Origin of the sequence: Streptomyces longispororuber, from assembly GCF_024448165.1 — a bacterium.
In the GTDB taxonomy this organism is placed as follows: Bacteria; Actinomycetota; Actinomycetes; order Streptomycetales; family Streptomycetaceae; genus Streptomyces; species Streptomyces longispororuber_A.
In genome coordinates, this window is record NZ_JAMOLN010000134.1 from 1 (window position 1) to 19,516 (window position 19,516).

The 19,516-nt window shown below is 71.3% G+C and carries 14 protein-coding genes; 2 read left to right on the plus strand and 12 right to left on the minus strand.

All coding sequences use genetic code 11. The features are described from left to right. The 6 genes from M4J07_RS31060 to M4J07_RS31085 form a co-directional block, all read right to left on the minus strand. The coding region (locus tag M4J07_RS31060; RefSeq protein ID WP_255977154.1) for a TPM domain-containing protein at positions 1–1,918 on the minus strand (1,918 nt) is incomplete at its 3' end. Positions 1,919–2,016: 98 nt separating this feature from the next. After that, positions 2,017–3,462 carry a glucoamylase family protein gene (locus tag M4J07_RS31065; RefSeq protein ID WP_255977157.1) on the minus strand — a complete coding sequence of 482 codons (1,446 nt, stop codon included), beginning with the start codon at positions 3,460–3,462 and terminating at the stop codon, positions 2,017–2,019. A gap of 291 nt (positions 3,463–3,753) precedes the next feature. Then, on the minus strand, positions 3,754–4,950 hold the full coding sequence (locus tag M4J07_RS31070; protein WP_255977159.1) for a glycoside hydrolase family 1 protein: 1,197 nt from the start codon (positions 4,948–4,950) through the stop codon (positions 3,754–3,756). An 84-nt stretch (positions 4,951–5,034) separates the two neighbouring features. Then, complete coding sequence (locus M4J07_RS31075; protein ID WP_255977191.1) at positions 5,035–5,841, minus strand: carbohydrate ABC transporter permease; 807 nt, start codon at positions 5,839–5,841, stop codon at positions 5,035–5,037. Positions 5,842–5,927: 86 nt separating this feature from the next. After that, positions 5,928–6,920: a carbohydrate ABC transporter permease gene (locus tag M4J07_RS31080; RefSeq protein WP_255977160.1), complete on the minus strand. Its 993-nt coding sequence runs from the start codon at positions 6,918–6,920 to the stop codon at positions 5,928–5,930. A gap of 63 nt (positions 6,921–6,983) precedes the next feature. Beyond that, positions 6,984–8,228, minus strand: coding sequence for a sugar ABC transporter substrate-binding protein (locus M4J07_RS31085; protein ID WP_255977162.1), 1,245 nt, complete (start codon positions 8,226–8,228; stop codon positions 6,984–6,986). Between the two features lie 302 nt (positions 8,229–8,530). Between M4J07_RS31085 and M4J07_RS31090 the strand changes: the two genes are divergently transcribed. After that, positions 8,531–9,523 carry an acetylxylan esterase gene (locus M4J07_RS31090; protein WP_255977164.1) on the plus strand — a complete coding sequence of 331 codons (993 nt, stop codon included), beginning with the start codon at positions 8,531–8,533 and terminating at the stop codon, positions 9,521–9,523. Between the two features lie 882 nt (positions 9,524–10,405). On the opposite strand, the gene M4J07_RS31095 is transcribed toward M4J07_RS31090, so the two are convergent. The 6 genes from M4J07_RS31095 to M4J07_RS31120 all read right to left on the minus strand — a co-directional run bounded on the left by M4J07_RS31095 (position 10,406) and on the right by M4J07_RS31120 (position 16,512). Continuing rightward, positions 10,406–11,503, minus strand: a complete 1,098-nt coding sequence (locus M4J07_RS31095; protein ID WP_255977165.1) for a LacI family DNA-binding transcriptional regulator — start codon at positions 11,501–11,503, stop codon at positions 10,406–10,408. Between the two features lie 149 nt (positions 11,504–11,652). Then, the gene (locus M4J07_RS31100) at positions 11,653–12,579 is read right to left on the minus strand and encodes a hypothetical protein (RefSeq protein ID WP_255977167.1); all 927 of its coding nucleotides are present in this window, start codon (positions 12,577–12,579) and stop codon (positions 11,653–11,655) included. Positions 12,580–12,634: 55 nt separating this feature from the next. Further along, positions 12,635–13,417 carry a succinate dehydrogenase/fumarate reductase iron-sulfur subunit gene (locus M4J07_RS31105; RefSeq protein ID WP_255977169.1) on the minus strand — a complete coding sequence of 261 codons (783 nt, stop codon included), beginning with the start codon at positions 13,415–13,417 and terminating at the stop codon, positions 12,635–12,637. Next, positions 13,414–15,345 (minus strand): fumarate reductase/succinate dehydrogenase flavoprotein subunit, encoded by a 1,932-nt coding sequence (locus M4J07_RS31110; RefSeq protein WP_255977171.1) that lies wholly within the window; start codon positions 15,343–15,345, stop codon positions 13,414–13,416. The genes M4J07_RS31105 and M4J07_RS31110 overlap by 4 nt, the downstream gene beginning before the upstream one ends. Further along, positions 15,345–16,184, minus strand: coding sequence for a hypothetical protein (locus M4J07_RS31115; RefSeq protein WP_255977173.1), 840 nt, complete (start codon positions 16,182–16,184; stop codon positions 15,345–15,347). The genes M4J07_RS31110 and M4J07_RS31115 overlap by 1 nt, the downstream gene beginning before the upstream one ends. A gap of 40 nt (positions 16,185–16,224) precedes the next feature. Further along, the gene (locus M4J07_RS31120) at positions 16,225–16,512 is read right to left on the minus strand and encodes a hypothetical protein (protein WP_255977175.1); all 288 of its coding nucleotides are present in this window, start codon (positions 16,510–16,512) and stop codon (positions 16,225–16,227) included. Positions 16,513–16,959: 447 nt separating this feature from the next. On the opposite strand from M4J07_RS31120, the gene M4J07_RS31125 reads away from it, so the two are divergent. After that, positions 16,960–19,305 (plus strand): ABC transporter family substrate-binding protein, encoded by a 2,346-nt coding sequence (locus M4J07_RS31125; RefSeq protein ID WP_255977177.1) that lies wholly within the window; start codon positions 16,960–16,962, stop codon positions 19,303–19,305. The last annotated feature ends 211 nt before the right edge of the window (positions 19,306–19,516 follow it).

Consider the following 19,516-nt stretch of genomic DNA (forward strand, 5'->3'; position numbering starts at 1 on the left):
CGCCGCCGCGTCCACCGCCACCGCCGTAGGGATTGCCGTACGAGCGCACGTCCCGCTCGGCCAGCGACTGCGCCTGCCGGGCCATGGCATCGGCCTGCTGCGCCTCCGTGAGGGCCGCCGGCGGGTCGGACTCCTCGCTCGCCTGCGCGGCCGCCAGGTGGCGCTCGGCCTCGGTGAGCCGGGTGCGGGCCTCGCTGCCGACCGCGCCGCGGTGCGTCGTGATGAAGTCGGCCGCCGCGCCGGTGCTGCTGCGCGCAGCGAGCAGCGCCTGTCCGAGGAGCGAGCGGGCGCGCGCCGTGCCCGCCTCGCGCTCCCGGGCCGCCGCGAGCGCCTCGTCGAGCGCCGCGTCCGCCTCCTCCACCCGGCGCAGCGCGTCGATCGGGTCGTGCGGTCCGGCGGCCAGCTCCTTGCGCACGTCGGCGACGACGGACTCGACGCGTGCGATGCGGCCGCGCAGATCACCGGTCGCGACGCCGCCCGTGGTGCCTTCGAGCAGGCCGCGGGCGTCCGCGACGTCCGTCTCGGACTCGGTGAGCGCGGCAGGCAGCTCCTCCTTCGCCTCGGCGAGTTCACCGGCCAGCCGGTCGATCGCGGCGACGAACGTGCCGGCCTGGTCGATGGCGCCCTCCGCGGCCCGCAGGAAGACGGCCGCCTTGCCGTTGTCGCCGGTGTCGACGGACTGCCGGGCCTGGTTGAGGTGGGTCGTCGCGAACACCAGCCGGTCCTTGGCCTGCTCGACGTGGCCCGCGACGGACAGGAGCGCGGTGGGCGCGTACTGCGCACCGAGCGCTGTCATCGTCTCCTGTGCGCTGCTGGTCCGCGCCGCGAGCTCGCGGAACGCCCGCTCGGCGCCGGCCAGCGCCTCGGGCGCCGTCTGTTCCAGGGCACGCAACCGGTCGAAGTCCTCGGCCTCCTGGTCCAGCCTGCGCCCCGCCTCGGTGCACCGGCTGACGATCTCGTCGAGCATCCGCCGCTTCGTCGCGTCGTCCTCGGGGAAGGCGTCGTCGAGCTGCTGCCGCAGCTTGAAGGCCGCCGTCAGCTCCGTCTGCGCGTAGGCGACCGCGGACTTGAACGGCTCGACGGCCTCGTCCCCGAACTGGGCGGTGGCGAAGCCGAGTTCCTCGGTGCTGGTGCGGACCGCGTCGTCGGTCTCGACCAGCAGCCGTCTCGCCTGCTTGTCGAGCTCCGGCAGCGGGGTGAGCTGCGGTTTCCCCCAGCCCTGTGCACCCGCCCCGCCACCCGGCGTGGTGCGGGTGCTCATGCGCCGCTTGCGCCGGGTGTACGAGTACGCGGCCAGGGCCCCGGCGCCGCCGACGGCGATCACGGGGAGCACCAGGTCACCGGCGCCGCTCCCGCCGTTGCCGCTGTCCGCGCCCGGGTCGGCGGCGCCCGGCGTGATCGTCGGGGACGGCACGGGGCGGCCCGCGACGACGGCGCCGATGCCGTGCGCCGCGCCGATCGCGGCGCCCGCCCAGTCGTTCTTGCGCAGGGCGGGCTCCACCGCGGTCCCCGCGATCTCCTGGATCTGGGCGTCGGTGAGCCGGGAGTCCTGGTCGACCGAGAAGGCGTACTGCCGGTCGTGGGTGGCGACGGCGAGCAGCACGTCGTTGAGACCGAGGCCGTTCTTGTCGGCGGTGCTGTTCGCCCAGTCCTGCGCGGAGCGGCCCGAGAAGTCCCGCACGTAGGTCACGAAGAGCTGGATGCCGCGCTCGTCGTCGAGCTCCGTGAGGGCGTCGGCGGTGACGTCCTCGCGGTCCCCGAGGGCGTCGACCTTGTCGGTGATCTGGCCGGTGCGGGAGAGGGTGACCGGGTCGTCGGCGCGGGCGGAGGCGGCGGGCAGCAGCAGCCAGAGCAGCGCCAGCAGCGCGGCTGCCGCCGTCCGCACGGCTATCGGTGGCGGGGAACCGGCGGGCGTCACAATTCGGAGCGTATGTCCGGATGGAAGGTGCCGCGACCGGGACGCCCCCACAGCGTCCGCGGCCGCGGCACCGGTCTTCGGTGCCGCTTCAGGAGCGGCTAGATGGAGAAACGCTCCTTCGTCAGCAGCGGCCGCACCCGCGAGGCGAACCCGCCGGTACGGAACGGGCGCTGCAGCAGGCCGGGGCTGAGCTGCTGCGCCAGCGCGGCGGCGACCATGCCCTGGTCGAGCGCGAGCACGAAGTCGCTGACCCGGCCCGTCGTGACGTCCACCGAGTCCCGGAACCCGTACGTGTCGTCGTACGCGCCGAAGTCCGCGTCGAGCGCCTTCAGGTTGGCGACGGCCTCACCGCGCGCGTGCGGCAGCGCGAGGAAGGAGGCGTGCGGGGTGACGACCCCGAGGGAGTTGTAGCCCTCCTCCTGCATGCCGATGGCGTCGACGCCGTACTCGCGGTAGCCGCCCGCCGGGATGTTGGCGGGGGAGAAGCCCCAGTAGCCGTACCCCTCCTCCTGCATGCCGTGCTCGATCTGGCTGCGCACGTACCGGTCGTGCGTGAGCCCCCACGCGCGCGGGGACCACTCGGGCTCCGGCACGAACAGCGGCACCATCAGCGCCTCGAACATCGACCCGCCCCAGGTGGGCACGAGCTTGCGGCCGCGGTACGTGTAGTGGCCCTGCCAGACCCGGATGCCGTCCATGGCGACGTAGGAACCCTCGGGCTCCTGCTCCTGGCCCATCCCGGGCAGCAGGGTGCGGAAGAGGTGCCAGTAGTGGTCGGCCGGGATGCTGCCGTCGGCGATGCCCAGGTAACTGGCCATCCGGGGTTCGGTGTTGAGGGCGCCGTAGTGGTGCCCTGTCGGCTCGCCCTTGCCCGGCTTGTCGGGCCAGAAGCCGCCGCGGAGCTGGCCGGGGCCCGCGACCGGGTCGGCCGCGTCGTACGGCGTGTAGTAGTACGACCAGTCGGCGCCGGCCAGCAGCTTCGCGACGCGCGGCCGCAGCGCGGGAGCGGCGTCGGCGGCGATCCGCAGGCCCGTGACGAGCCAGGCGTTGTCGACCGAGGAGAGGAACGGGCGGACCGGGTCACCGGTCGCGGGCCAGGTGGTCAGCAGCGAACCGTCGTGCGCGTCGTACCAGTTGAACCAGAACCCGTGCGCCCGCTCCAGCTGCTCGACCGCGGACACGGTCCTGGTCAGCTTCCGCTCCATCGCGTCGCGGGAGATGACGCCGAGCCCGCCCGCGGCGGCCGTCGCCCACAGCCCGCAGCCGATGTTCGTCGGGGAGGTCTGCACCGACGGGACCGGGGTGCCCGGGCCGCTGACGTCGATCTTGTCGGCGGCCAGCCCGAACTCGGTCGTCATCGCCTCGATCGAGCGGTACGTCGAGTGGAACCACTTCCGCAGCAGCGGTGTATCAGAGGTATGAGCGGAACGACGGAGCGACGGGACGGCGTCCGCCGGGGCCACGGCCCCGGCGGACGGGGCAGCGCCGAGCGCGAGGGCGGCGCCGCCGGCGCCTGCGGCGGTGAGGAAGGTACGGCGATCCATGAAGGTCCTTCTCCCGAGAGGGCTGATGTGGAAGGGAAGTTCGTGGTGCTCGTGGGGGTGCGGGCGGGGCCGGCGGCCGTCAGTGTTCCGTCGGCCCCACCCGTGCGCGCCTGTGGAGTCAGGGGCCGCAGGCTCGCGGTGGCCGGAAGCGCGGGGGTCAGGGTCCGCGGTTCCGTACGCCTCGGAGCGGCGTTCTGGCCGGTGCCGTTCCGGACGGTCGTGGGGTGGGTGCGGTCCCGGCTGCGCGGGCACCCACCGGAGGGCAGGCCGGCCGGAGGACCGGCCGGGGGGTCAGAGGCGCGGCAGGGCCTTCTCGTGGCCCAGGCCGCCGAGCCAGACACCGCCCGCCTTGGGGGTGCGCTCGAAGGTCTCGGGGTCGACGGAGATGAGGCCGAAGGTCGCCTTGTAGGTGCCCCACTCGTAGTTGTCGAGGGCGCTCCAGGCCAGGTAGCCGCGGACGTCGAGACCGTCGTCGAGGCAGGCGGCGACGGCGTCGAGCGCGCCCGCGTAGTAGTCGACGCGGCGGTCCTCGTCGCCGGTGGCGATCCCGTTCTCGGTGACGATCAGGGGCACGTCCGGGCCGACCAGCGCGGCGGTGTGCCGCAGGGCGTACCCGACGGCGGCGGGGTAGTACTCCCACTGCGTCAGCGTCCGCTCGGCGTCGGCCGGCGCCGGGACGGGGCCGTCGGCGCCGACCTTCGTCCGGGTGTAGGACTGCACGCCGATCCAGTCGTCGCCGCGGGCCGCCTCGATGAAGACGTCCTCGCGCGGCGCGCTGTAGGCGGCGGTGACGTCCTCGGCGCCGGGCAGCGCCTGGTAGACCTGGTTGGCTATCGTCCAGCCCACCTGGATCCCGGCGTCGATGGAGCGGACCGCCTTCACCGCGGCGTGGTGCGCGGCGATGACGGCGTGCGTCGTCTCCTCGTCGGGGAAGGGCAGACCGGCGGGCGGGAAGCCCTGGTCGCCGCGCTTGGCGAGCCCCGCCATCACGGCGATCATGTTCGGCTCGTTGATGGTGCACACGTGGCGCACCCCGTCGGCGAAGATCGGCGCGCACTCCTCGACGTACCGCGCGAAGAGCTCCACGGCCCCGTCGGCGGTCCACCCGCCGAAGTCCTCGAACCACTGGGGGACGGTGAAGTGGTGCAGCGTCACCATCGGCCGCAGCCCGCGGGCGACGGCGCCCTCCACCATCCGCCGGTAGTGCGCGATCTCGGCCCGCGAGAAGTAACCGCGGACGGGCTCGATGCGCGCCCACTCGACGCTGAACCGGTAGTCGGTGAAGCCGAGTTCGGCCAGCAGGTCCATGTCCTGCTCCCAGCGGTGGTAGCTGTCGCAGGCGTCCAGGCTCGGCTCCTGGATCCCCGCCGCCGGGTCGTGCTCCTTGCGCCACCAGTCGCTGTTGACGTTGTTGCCCTCGATCTGGTGCGCGGCGGTGGAGGCGCCCCAGAGGAAGCCGTCCGGGAAGGGGGTCCAGGCGTGCGTCATCGTCAGCTCAGTCCTTCTGTGAAGCGTGGGGGTGGGAGCAAGTGGGGGAGGGCCGTCCGGCGGCCGGTGCGCCGGGTGCGCCGCCTACTTCATGCCGGCGGTCGCGATGCCCTGGGTGAAGTGCCGCTGCAGGACCGCGAAGACGAGCAGGACGGGCAGGACGACGAGCAGCGAGCCCGCCATCAGCATTCCGTTGCCGCCGCCCACCGTGCGGTTCGGGTCGTTCGCGAACGTCGCGAGCGCCACCGGGAGCGTGTACTTGTCGGGGTCGTTGGTCGCGATGAGCGGCCAGATGAAGTTGTTCCACGACCCGAGGAACGTGAAGATCGTCAGCGTCGCGAGGGCGGGCTTGACCAGCGGAAGCACGATCCGCCAGAAGATGTACCACTCGCCGGCGCCGTCCATCCGGGCCGCTTCGAGCAGCTCGTCGGGGATGGTCACCATGAACTGCCGCATCAGGAAGACCCCGAAGGCCCCGGCCGCGAAGGGCAGGACGAGCCCGGCGTAGCTGTCCAGCAGGTTCAGCTTGTTCATCAGCACGTACAGCGGAAGGATCATGAGGTTGCCCGGCACCATCAGGGCGGCGAGCACCACGCCGAAGACCTTCGAGCGGCCGCTGAAGTTCAGCTTCGCCAGCGCATAGCCGAGCATCGAGCAGAACAGCAGATTGCACACGGTCACGAGCACCGCGACGATCAGCGAGTTCAGGAAGTAGCGCGGCATGTCGAGCTGGTCGAGCAGATCGGTGAAGTTCTGCAGCGTCCAGGTCGACGGGATCCACACCGGCGGGCTCGCGGTCAGGTCCTTCTTGGTCTTGAAGGCGCTGAGCGCCATCCACAGGAAGGGCGCGGACATGACCAGCAGCCCGAGCGAGGCGACCACGTACAGCAGCGGCTTGCGGACGCGGCCCTCGCGGCGGCGCGGGCTGTCCGGGACAGAAGAGGGGGCGGGGGCGGGGGCGGTGGCCTGCTGAGTGCTCACTTCGTGTTGTCCTTCATCAGTCGCAGCTGCAGCACCGTGATGCCCATGATCACCACGAACAGGACGTACGCCATGGCACTCGCGTAGCCCATGTGGAAGAAGTTGAAGCCCTCGCGGTACATGTCGAGCGACACCGTCAGCGTGGAGTCCGACGGTCCGCCCTGCGTCATCACGAACGGCTCCTCGAAGACGTTCAGATAGCCGATCGTGGTGATGACCGTGGCGTACAGCAGCGTCGGCCGCAGCAGCGGCACGGTGATGCGCCGCAGCTCCTGCCAGGCACTGGCGCCGTCCAGCCGGGCGGCCTCCCGGACCTCGGTCGGGATGGCCTGCAGACCGGCGATCATCAGGACCATGACGGTGCCCATGTTGCGCCACACCGCCATCATGATGAGGGACGGCATGGCCCAGGTCTCCGAGCCGAGGAAGTCCGGTGTGGAGAAGCCGAGTTCCGCGCCGAGTCCGGCGATCAGACCGTCCGACGGGTCGAGCACGAACCGCCAGACGATCGCCACGGCGACGATGGTCGTGACCACCGGGGCGTAGAAGCCGACGCGGAAGAAGGTGCGCGCCCGGTCGATGCCGTTGTTCAGCAGGATCGCCACGAGCAGGCCGAGCACGATGGTGAGCGGGACCCCGACGACGACGAAGTAGGCGGTGTTGAAGAGTGCCTTGAGGAACTTGTCGTCGCCGAACAGCTGGACGTAGTTGTCGAAGCCGACGAACTTGGCCTCCAGCGGCCGGGTGACGTTGCGTGTCCCGAAGTCGGTGAAGCTCATCAGGAGCGTCGCGACGATCGGGAAGAGCATGAAGACGCCGAACAGCACCAGGAAGGGGGTGGAGAACAGCCAGCCGGCCAGGTTCTGCTTCCCCATCGAGCGCTTCTTCCCGCGCCCTCTGCCGGGCCCGGGGGCCGGGGCCTTGACGGCCCCGGACCGCACGGGGGTGGGCCGCTCTGCTGCGGCACCGGGTGTCGTGGTGGACGACATGGTCTGCCCTTCGGACCGGTTGCTCGCGCGACGGTGCTGCTCGGCGCGGGCGATCGCGGGTGGTTACTTCACGAGGCTTTCGATCTCGCCCTGGGCCTTGTCGAGCGCCGCCTTGGCGGAGGACTTGCCCTGGGTGACCGACTCGATGGCCGAGTCGACCTTCGAGGTGATCTCCGTCCACTTGGGCTGGACCGGGGAGACCTTCGCGGACTCCATCTGGGTCTTCCAGACCTTCATGTTCGGGTCGGTGGCGAGCTCGCCGGACTTCCAGGCGTTGACGTTGGCCGGGAGGTCCTTGGTCCGCTTGAACCAGTCGGTCTGACCCTCGGTGCCCGTGAGGTACTTGACGAGCTCCTTCGCGGCGGCCTTGTGCTCGCTGTCCGCGGAGATGGCGAGGGCGGAGCCGCCGGCCATGGAGGTGGAGGACTCGTCGGTGGGGACGTTCGCGACGCCCCACTTGCCCTTGAGGTCCGGGTAGTTGTCGTCGATCAGGCCCATCATCCAGGGGCCGCCGAAGAACATCGGGACGGAGCCCGAGTTGAAGTCCTTCGTCACGTCGTAGCCGGGAGCGACGGACTTCTCGCTCAGGCCCTTCTTGAAGTAACTGCCGTAGTTCTCCAGGGCCTTGACGGCGGCCGGGCTGTTGACGACGGCCTTGCCGTCCTTGCTGACGATCTCGCCGCCGGCCGAGTACAGGAACTGGTAGAAGCTCTGCACCGTGTCCAGGTTCTTCGGCTGGATGGACAGGCCCCACTCGGTGCCGGCCTTCTTCTGGTACGCGGTGGCGGCCTGCTGCAGCTCGGCCATCGTGGCCGGGGCCTTCTCGATGCCGGCCTTCTTGGCGAGGTCGGTGCGGTAGAAGAGGACGCGGGTGTCGACGTACCACGGCACGCCGTAGGTCTTGCCGTCGACCGTGCCCTGGTCCCAGCCCGCCGGGAAGTAGTCCTTCTCGTCGAAGACCTTGGTGTCGACCGGCTCCAGGGCGCCCATGTCGGCGAACTCGCCCATGTAGCTCCCGCCCATCTGCATGACGTCGGGGAGCTTGCCCGCGGCGGCCGCGGACACCAGCTTCTGGTGGGCGACGTCCCAGCCGATGGGGGTGACCTTGACCGTGATGTTCGGGTTGGCTTTCTCGTAGACCTTGGCGACGTCGCCGAGCTTCTCGCCCTCGGTCCCCATGGCCCACACGGTGAGGGTCTGCTTCTTGTCGGCGGCCACGTCACTGCCGCCGGAGCCGCCGCACGCGGTGAGAGTGAGCGCCGTCGCGGCTGCGATGGCGACCGAAGCGATTCTGGCGTTGCGGTGCATGGACGGCTCCTCCTTGAGCACTTCCTGATGTATGCGCTGTCTGTAAGCGCATACATCACTCTGTGGCAGGTCCCCGGGATGTGGCAAGAGGGGTCTTGGTCACACTCCCGTAACGGGGGCGTCATCCCAGGTCGCAACGTGCCCGGGCGAATCGCTCAAGACGTTTGCGAACCGAAAGTATCTGATTCTGCCCGAATCGGTGCGGTCCACTTCGGGGGAAGTGGTCTGGGGCGGGATGAAAGCCGCTGCGTGGCAGGTCAGGCGCACGACATGATCCGCCGGGTATGTCTAAGGTCACGCGCATGACTGTGACGCTCGTGCACGACTTCCCGTTCGACCCGTCCTACGGGCGGACCCTCGACGATCTGCTCCGCATCCCGGTCCCCGGCGGGCCCGAGGACTTCGACGACTTCTGGCGCGCGCAGTACCGGGCGGCGCTCGAGGTGGCGCCCGAGCCGGAGGTCGGGCGGCTCGTCGAGGAGCGCGACGGGGTGCGGGTCTTCGAGGTGTCGTACGCGTCCGTGGGCGGCGTCCGGGTGGGCGGCTGGCTGGTGCTGCCCGCGGAGGGGCCGGCGGAGCACGGGTTCGTCATAGGTCACGGGTACGGGGGGCGGGACGCGGTGGGGCCCGAGGTGCCGCTGCCGCTGCCGCGGTCCGCGGCGATCCTGCCCTGCGTACGCGGCATGGGGGAGCGGAGCCTGCTTCCCGGCGTGCCGTCCGTGTCGAGCGAGCATGTGCTGCACGGGATCGCGTCGCGGGAGTCGTACGTCATCGGGGGGTGCGTCGCCGATCTGTGGACCGCAGCGACGGCGCTGCTCGAACTCGTCCCCGAACTCGGGGAGTTGGGAGGCGGTGGACCCCGCCTCGGCTACCTCGGCGAGAGCTTCGGGGGTGGGCTCGGGGCGCTCGCCCTGCCGTGGGACGAGCGGTTCGCGGCGGGGCAGTTGACGGTTCCGACGTTCGGCAACCATCCGCTGCGCCTGACGCTCGAGATGACCGGGAGCGGGGCCGCGGTGCGGCGCCATCACGCCGCGCATCCCGAAGTCGCCGACGTGCTCCCGTACTTCGACGCCGCGACGGCGGCGACGCGGGTGCGGGTGCCCACGTTGGTGGCGGCGGCCCTGTTCGACCCGTCCGTGCCGCCGCCCGGGCAGTTCGCGGTGTTCAACGGGCTGGGGGACGGGCGCGAGCTTCACGTTCTTGAGGCGGGGCACTTCGAGTGGGGCGGGGTGGACGCGGAGCGTGATCGGTTGGACGGGGCTGTGCGGAAGTTCTTTGGGCGGGTGCTGGGTTAGGGCGGTCGTTTCTGCTGGGCGGACCCGGCCCTGAGCTCGCGGGGCTCTGCCCCGGACCCCGCTCCTCAATCGCCGGAGGGGCTTGATTGGGGGGCGTGGTTGGTCGGTTGTGTCTGTTGGGCGGGTCCGGGCCTGAGCTCGCGGGGCTCTGCCCCGGGCCCTGCTCCTCAATCGCCGGAGGGGCTTGATTGGGGGCAGTCGGTTGTGTTTGTTGGGCGGGTCCGGGGTTGAGGTCGCGGGGCGCTGCCCCGGACCCCGCTCCTCAATCGCCGGAGGGGCTTGATTGGGGGCCCCGCTCCTCAATCACCGGAGGGGCTTGATTGGGGGGCTTGATTGTCGCCGGAGGGGCTTGATTGGGGCGCGCGTGTGAGCAGCAGGGTCCGCGGCAGCGCGGGGCGGTCGATTTGCCGGGCAGTCGGACGCGTACGAGACGGGAGGGGACGGTCCGGGTATGTGCGCGCGCAGCAGCCTGGCCCCGGGTGACCGGTGCGGTCAGTGGTCGACGGTTCGCGTGAGATGGCGAGCACGGACATGCCCGGGGCGGCCCCGGACCCGACCACACACCTGTCGGGACCGGCGATCAGTCGCCACACAGCCCCCGACGGCCACCCTCCCTTCCTCGCGCGAGCCCACGCTTGGCGCCCCTTCCGGCCAACCGAGCGGACGCGCCCCTCAGGGGCGCGGGGAACTGCGCGAGAACCCCCACCGGCCCGCACCCGGCAAGCAACCGCACCCAGCCACACGCCCCCCGATCAAGCCCCTCCGGCGATTGAGGAGCAGGGCCCGGGGCAGCGCCCCGCAACCCCAGCCACGTCACCGCAGCCACGTCACCGCAGCCACGTCACCCCAGCCCCGGCCGACCGCCACCCGCAGCAAGCGGAATCACCCCGCCACCCCACACCCACAACTACCCCGCCGCACCACGGATACCGGAAGCATCATCGACACCGGGTCGCCCCCGTGGGCCCCGGTGAGGCGGCGGACCAGGAGTTCCACCGCTTCCTCACCCATCCGCCGCATCGGCTGCCGCACCGTGGTGAGCGCGGGCCGCACCAGGCGGCTGAGGGCGATGCCGTCGAAACCGGTGACGGCGACGTCGTCCGGGACGCGTACGCCCCGCCGTTCCAGGGTGTGCAGCGCTCCGACCGCCATCTGGTCGTTGGCGAAGAGCAGCGCCTCGGGGCGCTCGCCGGCCCGGTCGAGCAGGGCGTCGGCCGCCCGCGCGCCCTCCGCCTGGGTCATCATCCCGACCCGCAGGTCCGGCTCGGGGCCCACCTCGATGCCCGCGGCCCGGCACGCTTCCACGTAGCCCCGGAAGCGCGCCTCGACGTCCGGTGACTCCTCCGCGGAGCCGACGTACGCGAGCCGCCGCAGCCCGTGGTCCTCGATGAGGTGCCGGGTCAGCTCGCGCTGGCCGTCGGCGTTCGCGACCTCGATGTGGTCGAGGTGGTCGAGGTGATCGGTCTCCCGCGGCCCCGCCAGCATCACCACCGGCTGCCGCCGCGAGATGACCTCCAGCTCCTCCGTGGGGACGGTCCGCGCGAGCACCGCGAACCCGTCGACCCGCCCGGCCACCTTCGCCACCAGGCTCTCCGGTCCGCCCTTCAGCGATGCCGCGATGAGCAGCGCGTACCCGTGGCGGCGCGCGGCGCGCTCCATGCCGCGGATGATCTGGTCGGAGTAGAGCATCGCGGCGTCGTCGTCCGCCTCGTCCCCGCCCCCGGTCGCCCCGGCCTCCGCCTCGGACTCGGCGTCCGGGTCGGAGTAGTCGGGGAAGCAGAGGCCGAGCACGCCGGTGGAGCGGCTGGCGAGGCCGCGGGCGTTGCCGCTGGGCACGTAGCCGAGCTCGCGGGCGGCGGCCAGGACCCGTTCGCGGGTCTGGGCGCGGACCGAGTCGGGGTTGCGGTAGACCCGGGAGACGGTGGCGATGGAGACGCCGGACTGTTCGGCGACGTCGTACACCGTGGGGGCTGTGCTCACTGGGTGGTACCCCCGAGTCTGCGGTCAGCGGATGCGAGCGGACGCCTGCGCGTGGGCGCAGGCGAAGGAACGCACGTGGATGTCAGTGAATGAAAGCGCATTCACTTTAGGTCGGTACCCCGGCGTGAGCAAGGTCCGGCCCCACCGGGTCAGGGCCACAGCAGCAGTCTGGCCAGCTCGCCGGTGCGGTCCTGGTCACCGGGACGCATGCCCGACTTCGTGCTGTTCTTCCACGTCATGGAGACGACCGGGGTGCCGCCGTCGCCGACCGTCACCTTCGAACCCGCGAACCGCTCGCCCGCCGCCGTCTTCCCGCGGAGCTTGCCGGCGACCTTCTCCGCGGCCGCCTCGGACGGAGTCACGACGCAGAGCGTCTCCGTCGGGGCGGCGGCGGTCTTCGCGCGGCTGCCGATGCCGAGCAGGGTGACGCCCTGCTTGCGGTACGCGGCGCGCTTTCCGTACAGGGACGCCCGGTACACGTCGTCGCCCAGGCAGTCGACGGCCTTGCGGTACGCGGCGTCGTCCGTCAGGGAGCGGTCCGGCGGGTCGAGCGGGAGCGGGACCGCGTCGTCGGTCAGCTTCGTGGTGCGGGCCGAGCCGGACACGTCGACGTCGGCCTGCCCCTTCTTGCGCAGCCGGACGGCGCCGTCGTCGTCCGTCGCCCGGTAGCCGCGCTTCGTCATGGCGGCACGCACCGCGGCCACGTCGAAGTCGCCGGTGAGCCGCTGGCCGTAGCCGTTGCTCAGCAGGAGCGAGGTCGCCACGTCCTTCTCGTCGAAGCCGTAGGAGGGCCGCATGCGCACGGCGGTGTAGGGGCGGCCGGTCAGCTCGATGATCCCGTAGCCGTTCAGCGACCGGTACACCTTCCTGCCCGTGCCGACGAGCCGGCGCGCGGCGGTGACGTCCGTGTACGTGACGACCTGTCCGGCCGCCGACGGGGGCACCGCGGACAGCGCCGCCGTCAGCCCCCGCCCGCCGCCGTTCTCCGAGTCGTCCCCGGCGCCGCACGACACCGCCCCCATGCCCAGCACTCCGACGAGCACCGGCACCACGTACCTCAAGGTCACCATCCGCATGCGCGGCAGTCTGGCACGCGGGCATGACAAGCATGACAAGGAGGCGGGAACGGTCCTACGGTGTGCGGCGCCTGATCTTGTTGCCCAGCCAGACCACCGGGTCGTACTTCCGGTCGGCGGCCCGTTCCTTGAGGGGGATCAGCGCGTTGTCGGTGATCTTGATGCCCTCCGGGCAGACCTCCGTGCAGCACTTGGTGATGTTGCAGTACCCGAGGCCGTGCTCGTCCTGCGCCGTGGTCTTGCGGTCCAGGCCGGACTCGGCCGCGGCGTCCAGTGGATGCATGTCCAGCTCCGCGACCCGCATCAGGAACCGCGGGCCGGCGAACGCCGCCTTGTTCTCCTCGTGGTCACGCACCACGTGGCAGGTGTCCTGGCACAGGAAGCACTCGATGCACTTGCGGAACTCCTGCGACCGGTCGACGTCCTCCTGCATCATCCGGTACTCGCCGGGCCCGACCCCCTGCGGCGGCACGAAGGCGGGCACCTCGCGGGCCTTCGTGTAGTTGAACCCGACGTCGGTGACGAGGTCCCGTACGACGGGGAACGCGCGCAGCGGCGTCACCGTGATGACGTCCTCCCGGCCGAACACCGACATCCGGGTCATGCACATCAGGCGCGGCCGCCCGTTGATCTCGGCCGAGCACGAACCGCACTTGCCCGCCTTGCAGTTCCAGCGGACCGCCAGGTCGGGGGCCTGCGTCGCCTGCAGCCTGTGGATGATGTCGAGGACGACCTCGCCCTCGTTCACCTCGACCTCGAAGTCCTCGAGGCCGCCGCCGCCGACGTCACCCCGCCACACCCTGAAGTGCGCCTCGTACGCGCTCGCGGTCGCGGTCACTCGAAAAGCTCCTCTTCGGCCAGGTACTTCACCAGCTCCTCCTTCTCGAAGAGGGCGAGCAGGTCGGGGCGGATGGGCTCGGTGGTCTCGCGGCGCAGGCTGATCTGACCGCGCACCGGGTCCGTGGCCGCCAACCCGCCCGTGGGATCCCGGAGTTGGCAGAGCAGATTGATCCGGCGCCAGTCCCGGTCCATCGCCCCGTGGTCCTCCCGGGTGTGGCCGCCGCGGGACTCCGTGCGCTCCAGGGCGGCGCGCGCGACGCACTCGCTGACCAGCAGCATGTTGCGCAGGTCGAGCGCGAGGTGCCAGCCGGGGTTGAACTGCCGGTGCCCCTCGACCCCGGCCCGCCGCGCCCGCACCCGCAGGTCCGCGAGCTTGCGCAGTGCCTCCTCCATCTCCGCCTCGCGGCGGATGATGCCGACCAGGTCGTTCATGGTCTGCTGGAGTTCCTGGTGCAGCGTGTACGGGTTCTCGGGGACGGTGCCCTCCTCCTGGCCCTCGGCCGAGAAGGGGCGCAGCGCCTCGGCCGCCGCGGTGTCGATCTGCAGCTCGGACACGGCCGGCCGGTCGGTCGCCGCGACGGCGTGCGTCGCCGCGTGCAGCCCGGCCCGCCGCCCGAACACCAGCAGGTCCGAGAGGGAGTTGCCGCCGAGCCGGTTCGAGCCGTGCATCCCGCCGGCCACCTCGCCGGCCGCGAAGAGGCCGGGGACATTGCGGGCGGCGGCGGTGTCCGAGTCGACGGCGATGCCGCCCATCACGTAGTGACAGGTCGGCCCGACCTCCATGGCCTCGGCCGTGATGTCGACATCCGCCAGCTCCTTGAACTGGTGGTACATGGACGGGAGCCGACGCCGGATCACCTCGGCCGGCATCCGGCTCGACACGTCGAGGAACACCCCGCCGTGCGGCGATCCGCGGCCGGCCTTCACCTCGGCGTTGATGGCCCGGGCGACCTCGTCGCGGGGCAGCAGTTCGGGGGGCCGCCGGTTGTGGTCCGGGTCGTCGTACCAGCGGTCGCCCTCGGCCTCCGACTCCGCGTACTTCTCCTTGAAGACGTCGGGGATGTAGTCGAACATGAACCGCTTGCCCTCGGAGTTCTTGAGCACTCCGCCGTCGCCGCGCACGGACTCGGTGACGAGGATGCCCTTCACCGACGGTGGCCAGACCATGCCGGTCGGATGGAACTGGACGAACTCCATGTTCAGCAGGGGAGCCCCCGCGAGCAGCGCGAGCGCGTGCCCGTCGCCGGTGTACTCCCAGGAGTTCGACGTCACCTTGAAGGACTTGCCGATGCCGCCGGTGGCGAGGACGACGCTCGGCGCCTCCAGGACGAAGAACCGTCCGCTCTCCCGCTCGTAGCAGAAGGCGCCGGAGACCTGTCCCTCGTCGTCCTTCAACACCCGGGTGACGGTGCACTCCTGAAAGACCTTCAGGCGTGCCTCGTAGTCCCCGAACTCCTTCTCGTCCTCCTGCTGCAGCGCCACGATCTTCTGCTGCAGCGTGCGGATGAGTTCGAGGCCGGTGCGGTCGCCGACGTGCGCGAGCCGCGGATACTCGTGTCCGCCGAAGTTGCGCTGCGAGATCCGCCCGTCCTTCGTCCGGTCGAAGAGGGCGCCCCAGGTCTCCAGCTCCCAGACGCGGTCGGGTGCCTCGGTCGCGTGCAGCTCGGCCATCCGCCACTGGTTGAGGAACTTGCCGCCGCGCATCGTGTCGCGGAAGTGGACCTGCCAGTTGTCCCCGGAGTTCACGTTGCCCATGGCGGCCGCGATGCCGCCCTCCGCCATCACCGTATGGGCCTTGCCGAACAGGGACTTGCAGATCACGGCGGTACGAGCACCCTGCTCGCGCGCCTCGATCGCCGCTCGCAGTCCGGCGCCGCCGGCCCCCACCACGACAACATCCCACTGCTGCCGCTCCACCACAGTCATCAGAACAACCTCGGATCGTCGAAGGCGCCGGACGCGACCAGGTACACGTAGAAGTCGGCGACCGCCACGCTCACCAACGAGGCCCAGGCGAGCAGCATGTGACGGGCATTCAGTTTGCCGACCCAGCCCCAGAGGCGATAGCGCACGGGGTGTTTCGAGAAGTGCTTGAGCCGGCCGCCGATGATGTGCCGGCACGAGTGGCAGGAGATCGTGTACGCCCAGATCAGCGTGATGTTGACCAGGAACACGAGCGTGCCGAGGCCCATGTGGCCCCACTCGTAGTGCTCGTCGCGGAAGGCGAGCACGGTGTCGTACGTGAGGATGCAGGCCACGAGCACGGCGGCGTAGAAGAAGTACCGGTGGACGTTCTGCAGGATCAGCGGGAACTTCGTCTCACCGCTGTACTTCTTGTGCGGCTCGGCCACCGCGCAGGCCGGCGGCGACGCCCAGAAGCCGCGGTAGTAGGCCTTGCGGTAGTAGTAGCAGGTCAGCCGGAAGCCGAGCGGGAAGATCAGGATGAGCAGCGCGGGGGAGAGGCCCCACCAGCTGCCGAAGATCTCCCAGTTGGGGCCGTGCCGCATCGGCTCGCAGTTCTCCGCGATGCACGGCGAGTAGAACGGGGACACGTACGGGGCCGCGTAGTAGTCCGCGTTCGCGAAGGCCCGCCACGTCGAGTACACGACGAAGGCGAACAGGCCCGCGGCGGTCGTGGCCGGGGCCAGCCACCAGCGGTCCGTGCGCAGATGGGGCGCGGCGATCGCGGCACGGGTCCGGCCTCGGACGCCGGTGCCGCTCTCGGTATGGGGTTCGGTACTGGTGGGTTCCGTGCCGGTGGCCAAGGAAGCCTCCGCTCGAAGGGGCTCGGGTCGTGGGTGTGCGTCAGGGGGCGTGCCGGTCCCGCGCGCCGAGCCCCTCGTCGTCCGAGTCGGTCCACAGGGAGCTGTCGTACGGGGTGTCGGGGATCGTCACGAGGTTCTCGGTGGGGCGGGGGTGCTGCTCGGTGGCGGCGGAGGCGCGCAGCAGGGCCACGCTCTCGCGCAGGTGGTCGGTGTCGGCGCGGACGCGGCGCAGGTCGGGGCCGTCGAGCTGGGGCTGGATGCGGCCCACGGCTCGTGCGAGGTCGTCTACGCAGCGCTGAATGACCGTCAGGTCGTCGTTCATGGACATGGCTTGCCCTCGCTTCCGCTGGTGCGGCGGAGATGCTCATGCGCCTGCGAGTGTCGCGCGTCACATTGCCGTTTGTGAAGGGATCCGTGCGGATTGCCGGAGCGGGGAGGGGTGCGCGCCCCCCGTTCCGCGCCCTCCCGGGTGGGGTGGGGCGGGTTCGTCGGCGGGTGCGGGCCGCGTCGTGGTTGCTCGCGCAGTTCCCCGCGCCCCTGAAAGGCACACTCCGTGCGCCTCCAGGAGGCCGCAGGCCTCCAGGGGCGCGGGCGGCCCCCACCGGAGCCGCACCTGGGCAGCCCCCATTGGGCCGCACGAGTGGGGTTGTGGGGGAGGCACGCCGTGTCGTCGTGGGATCGGGGAGCGGATCCCCTTCAGTTGGCCGATAGATGCGATCAGCGACATATACCGCCAAACGTGATCAACCGGCCAGCACCGGAGGTAGACGCCGAGATGCACCCAACCCCCAGGCGCCCAGGCGCAGCCGCCCGCTCGGCCGCGTTTCTCGTGAGCGGTGCCCTCGCCGTGACCGCCCTCGCGGGGTGCGGCGCCGACGACGAGTCCAGCACCCCCTCCGCCGGCCAGGACATCGCGCCCGCCGCCCGCGCCCAGCTCAAGGACGGCGGCACCCTGCGGTGGGCGATCGACGCCGTGCCGCAGACGCTCAACGCCTTCCAGGCCGACGCCGACGCGGGCACCGGCCGGATCACCGGCGCGGTCCTCCCCGCGATGTTCCGGCTCGACGCCCAGGGCCGGCCCCAGCGCGACGCCGACTACCTGGAGAAGGCCGAGGTCATCGAGACCGAGCCCAAGCAGGTCGTGCTGTACAAGCTGAACCAGCAGGCGGTGTGGAGCGACGGCCGGGAGATCGGCGCGCCCGACTTCGCCGCCCAGTGGCGTGCCCTGTCCGGCAAGGACTCCGCGTACTGGACGGCCCACAACGCGGGCTACGACCGCATCGAGAAGATCGAGCGCGGCGCCGACGACCTCGAAGTACGGGTCACGTTCTCCAAGCCGTACGCGGACTGGCGCGCTCTGTTCTCGCCGCTGTACCCCAAGGACGTCATGGGGACGCCGGACAACTTCAACGAGGGCGCGCGCCGCAAGCTCAAGGTCACCGCGGGCCCGTTCGCCATCGGCAAGGTCGACCGCGGCGACAAGCAGGTCACCCTGGAGCGCAACCCGCGCTGGTGGGGCCGCCCCGCCAAGCTCGACAAGCTCGTCCTGACCGCCGTGCCGCGCGCCCAGCGGGCCGCCGCGCTCGCCGCCGACAAGCTCGACCTGGCCGACCTCGACGCGGGCGGCGCCGACCGCATCGCGTACGCGGCCCGCGACAAGGGCGCCTCGGGCCCGCTCGCCCACGGCCCCGGCGCGAACCTCACGCCCGGCAAGGCGCTGCGGTCCTGGGCGATCGTGCACGGCGACGACGAGGAGGCCGCCGACGCGGAGATCGCCGCGCGCAAGAAGACCCGCAAGGCGATCAAGAAGTACGCCGCGGAACAGGCGAACCTGCACGGCTTCCAGGTCCGCAAGTCCCTCGAACCGGCCTACACGCAGCTCGCCCTGAACGGCTCCGAGGGCCCCCTCGCCGACGAGCGCGTGCGCCGCGCCGTCGCCCGCGCCCTGGACCGCACCCAGCTCGCCGAGTCCGTGCTCAAGCCGCTCGGCCTGCCGGTGCACACCGTCGACAACCACCTCGCCCTCGCCGGCCAGGACGGCTACACCGACAACAGCGACGCGCTCGGCGACCAGGACACGGCGGAGGCGCAGGCACTGCTCGCCGAGGCGGGCTGGACGCCGGGCGGCCCGATCACCGAGAAGAAGAAGGAGAAGCCGAAGACGGCGGGCAGCGAGGCCGACCGTGACGCGGAGTCCTCGGAGGACTCCGACGACTCCGGCGACGGCAACTACATCGTGGGCGAGGACGACCAGAAGCCCGCCGACCACGCGCCGCCGCTGCTCGGCCCCGAGCCTGTCGCCGCCGCCCAGTACGCGGCGCTCCTGCACCAGGCCGACGCGCTGAAGCTGCGCGCCGCCGACAAGGAGAAGTCGCACTCCAAGAAGCGCTCCGAGAAGCGCTCCGAGAAGCGCTCCGAGAAGAAGGAGCACGCGGCCGAGGGGCTCAAGAGCGACGCCAAGCGGTACGCGAAGCAGGGCGGCGCCCCCGGCGCGTACGCCCCGAAGGGCACGGCCGCCCCGGCCGGCGCCGCGGCGGGCCCGCTCGCCAAGGACGGCAAGCCGCTGACGCTGCGCTTCGTGCTCCCGTCGGGCCCGGGCTCCGAGCAGCTGCGCACGGTCGCCGACCGGATCACGCGGATGCTGGAGAAGATCGGCATCCGCACGGACGTCATGAAGGTCGACGACGAGAGCTACTTCAAGGACCACATCGCGTCCGGCCAGTACGACCTGGCGCTCTACTCGTGGCCCGCCTCGGCCTACCCGGCCACCGACGCCCGCCCCATCTACGCCAAGCCGATCCCGGCCGCCGACGGTTCGCTCACCGTCGAGCAGAACTACACCCGGGTCGGCACCGACCACATCGACCAGCTCTTCGACCAGGCCATCGGCGAGCTCGACGCCGACGAGGAGCGTTCCCTGGTGAAGCAGGCCGACGCCCGGATCTGGGCCGCGGCCGGCTCCATCCCGCTCTACCAGCGGCCCGAACTGGTCGCCGCACGGCCGGATCTGGCCAACGCCGGGGCCTTCGGGTTCCAGGAGCCGGAGTACGAGGACATCGGCTACCTGAAGCCGGGGGCGAAGCCGTCCGGGCCGTCAGGGTCCCCGTCGACCGGGTCGTAGCCTCGTGCCGGGGCCCCGTAGCGGCTGCCGACAATAATCTTTAGCTCAGATCGAGCTCAATTCCCTTGCCCGCCGGCCCACCCGGCGGGCAAGGTTCCTTCTACCCGTTGACCTGCGGTTTTTCCCTACTGTGCGGCTCACCCCCACCTCTCTGAGGAGCCCCGGCAGGCCCCCCACCCGTCAAGCCACGTACCATGGGGTAAGGCCGTGG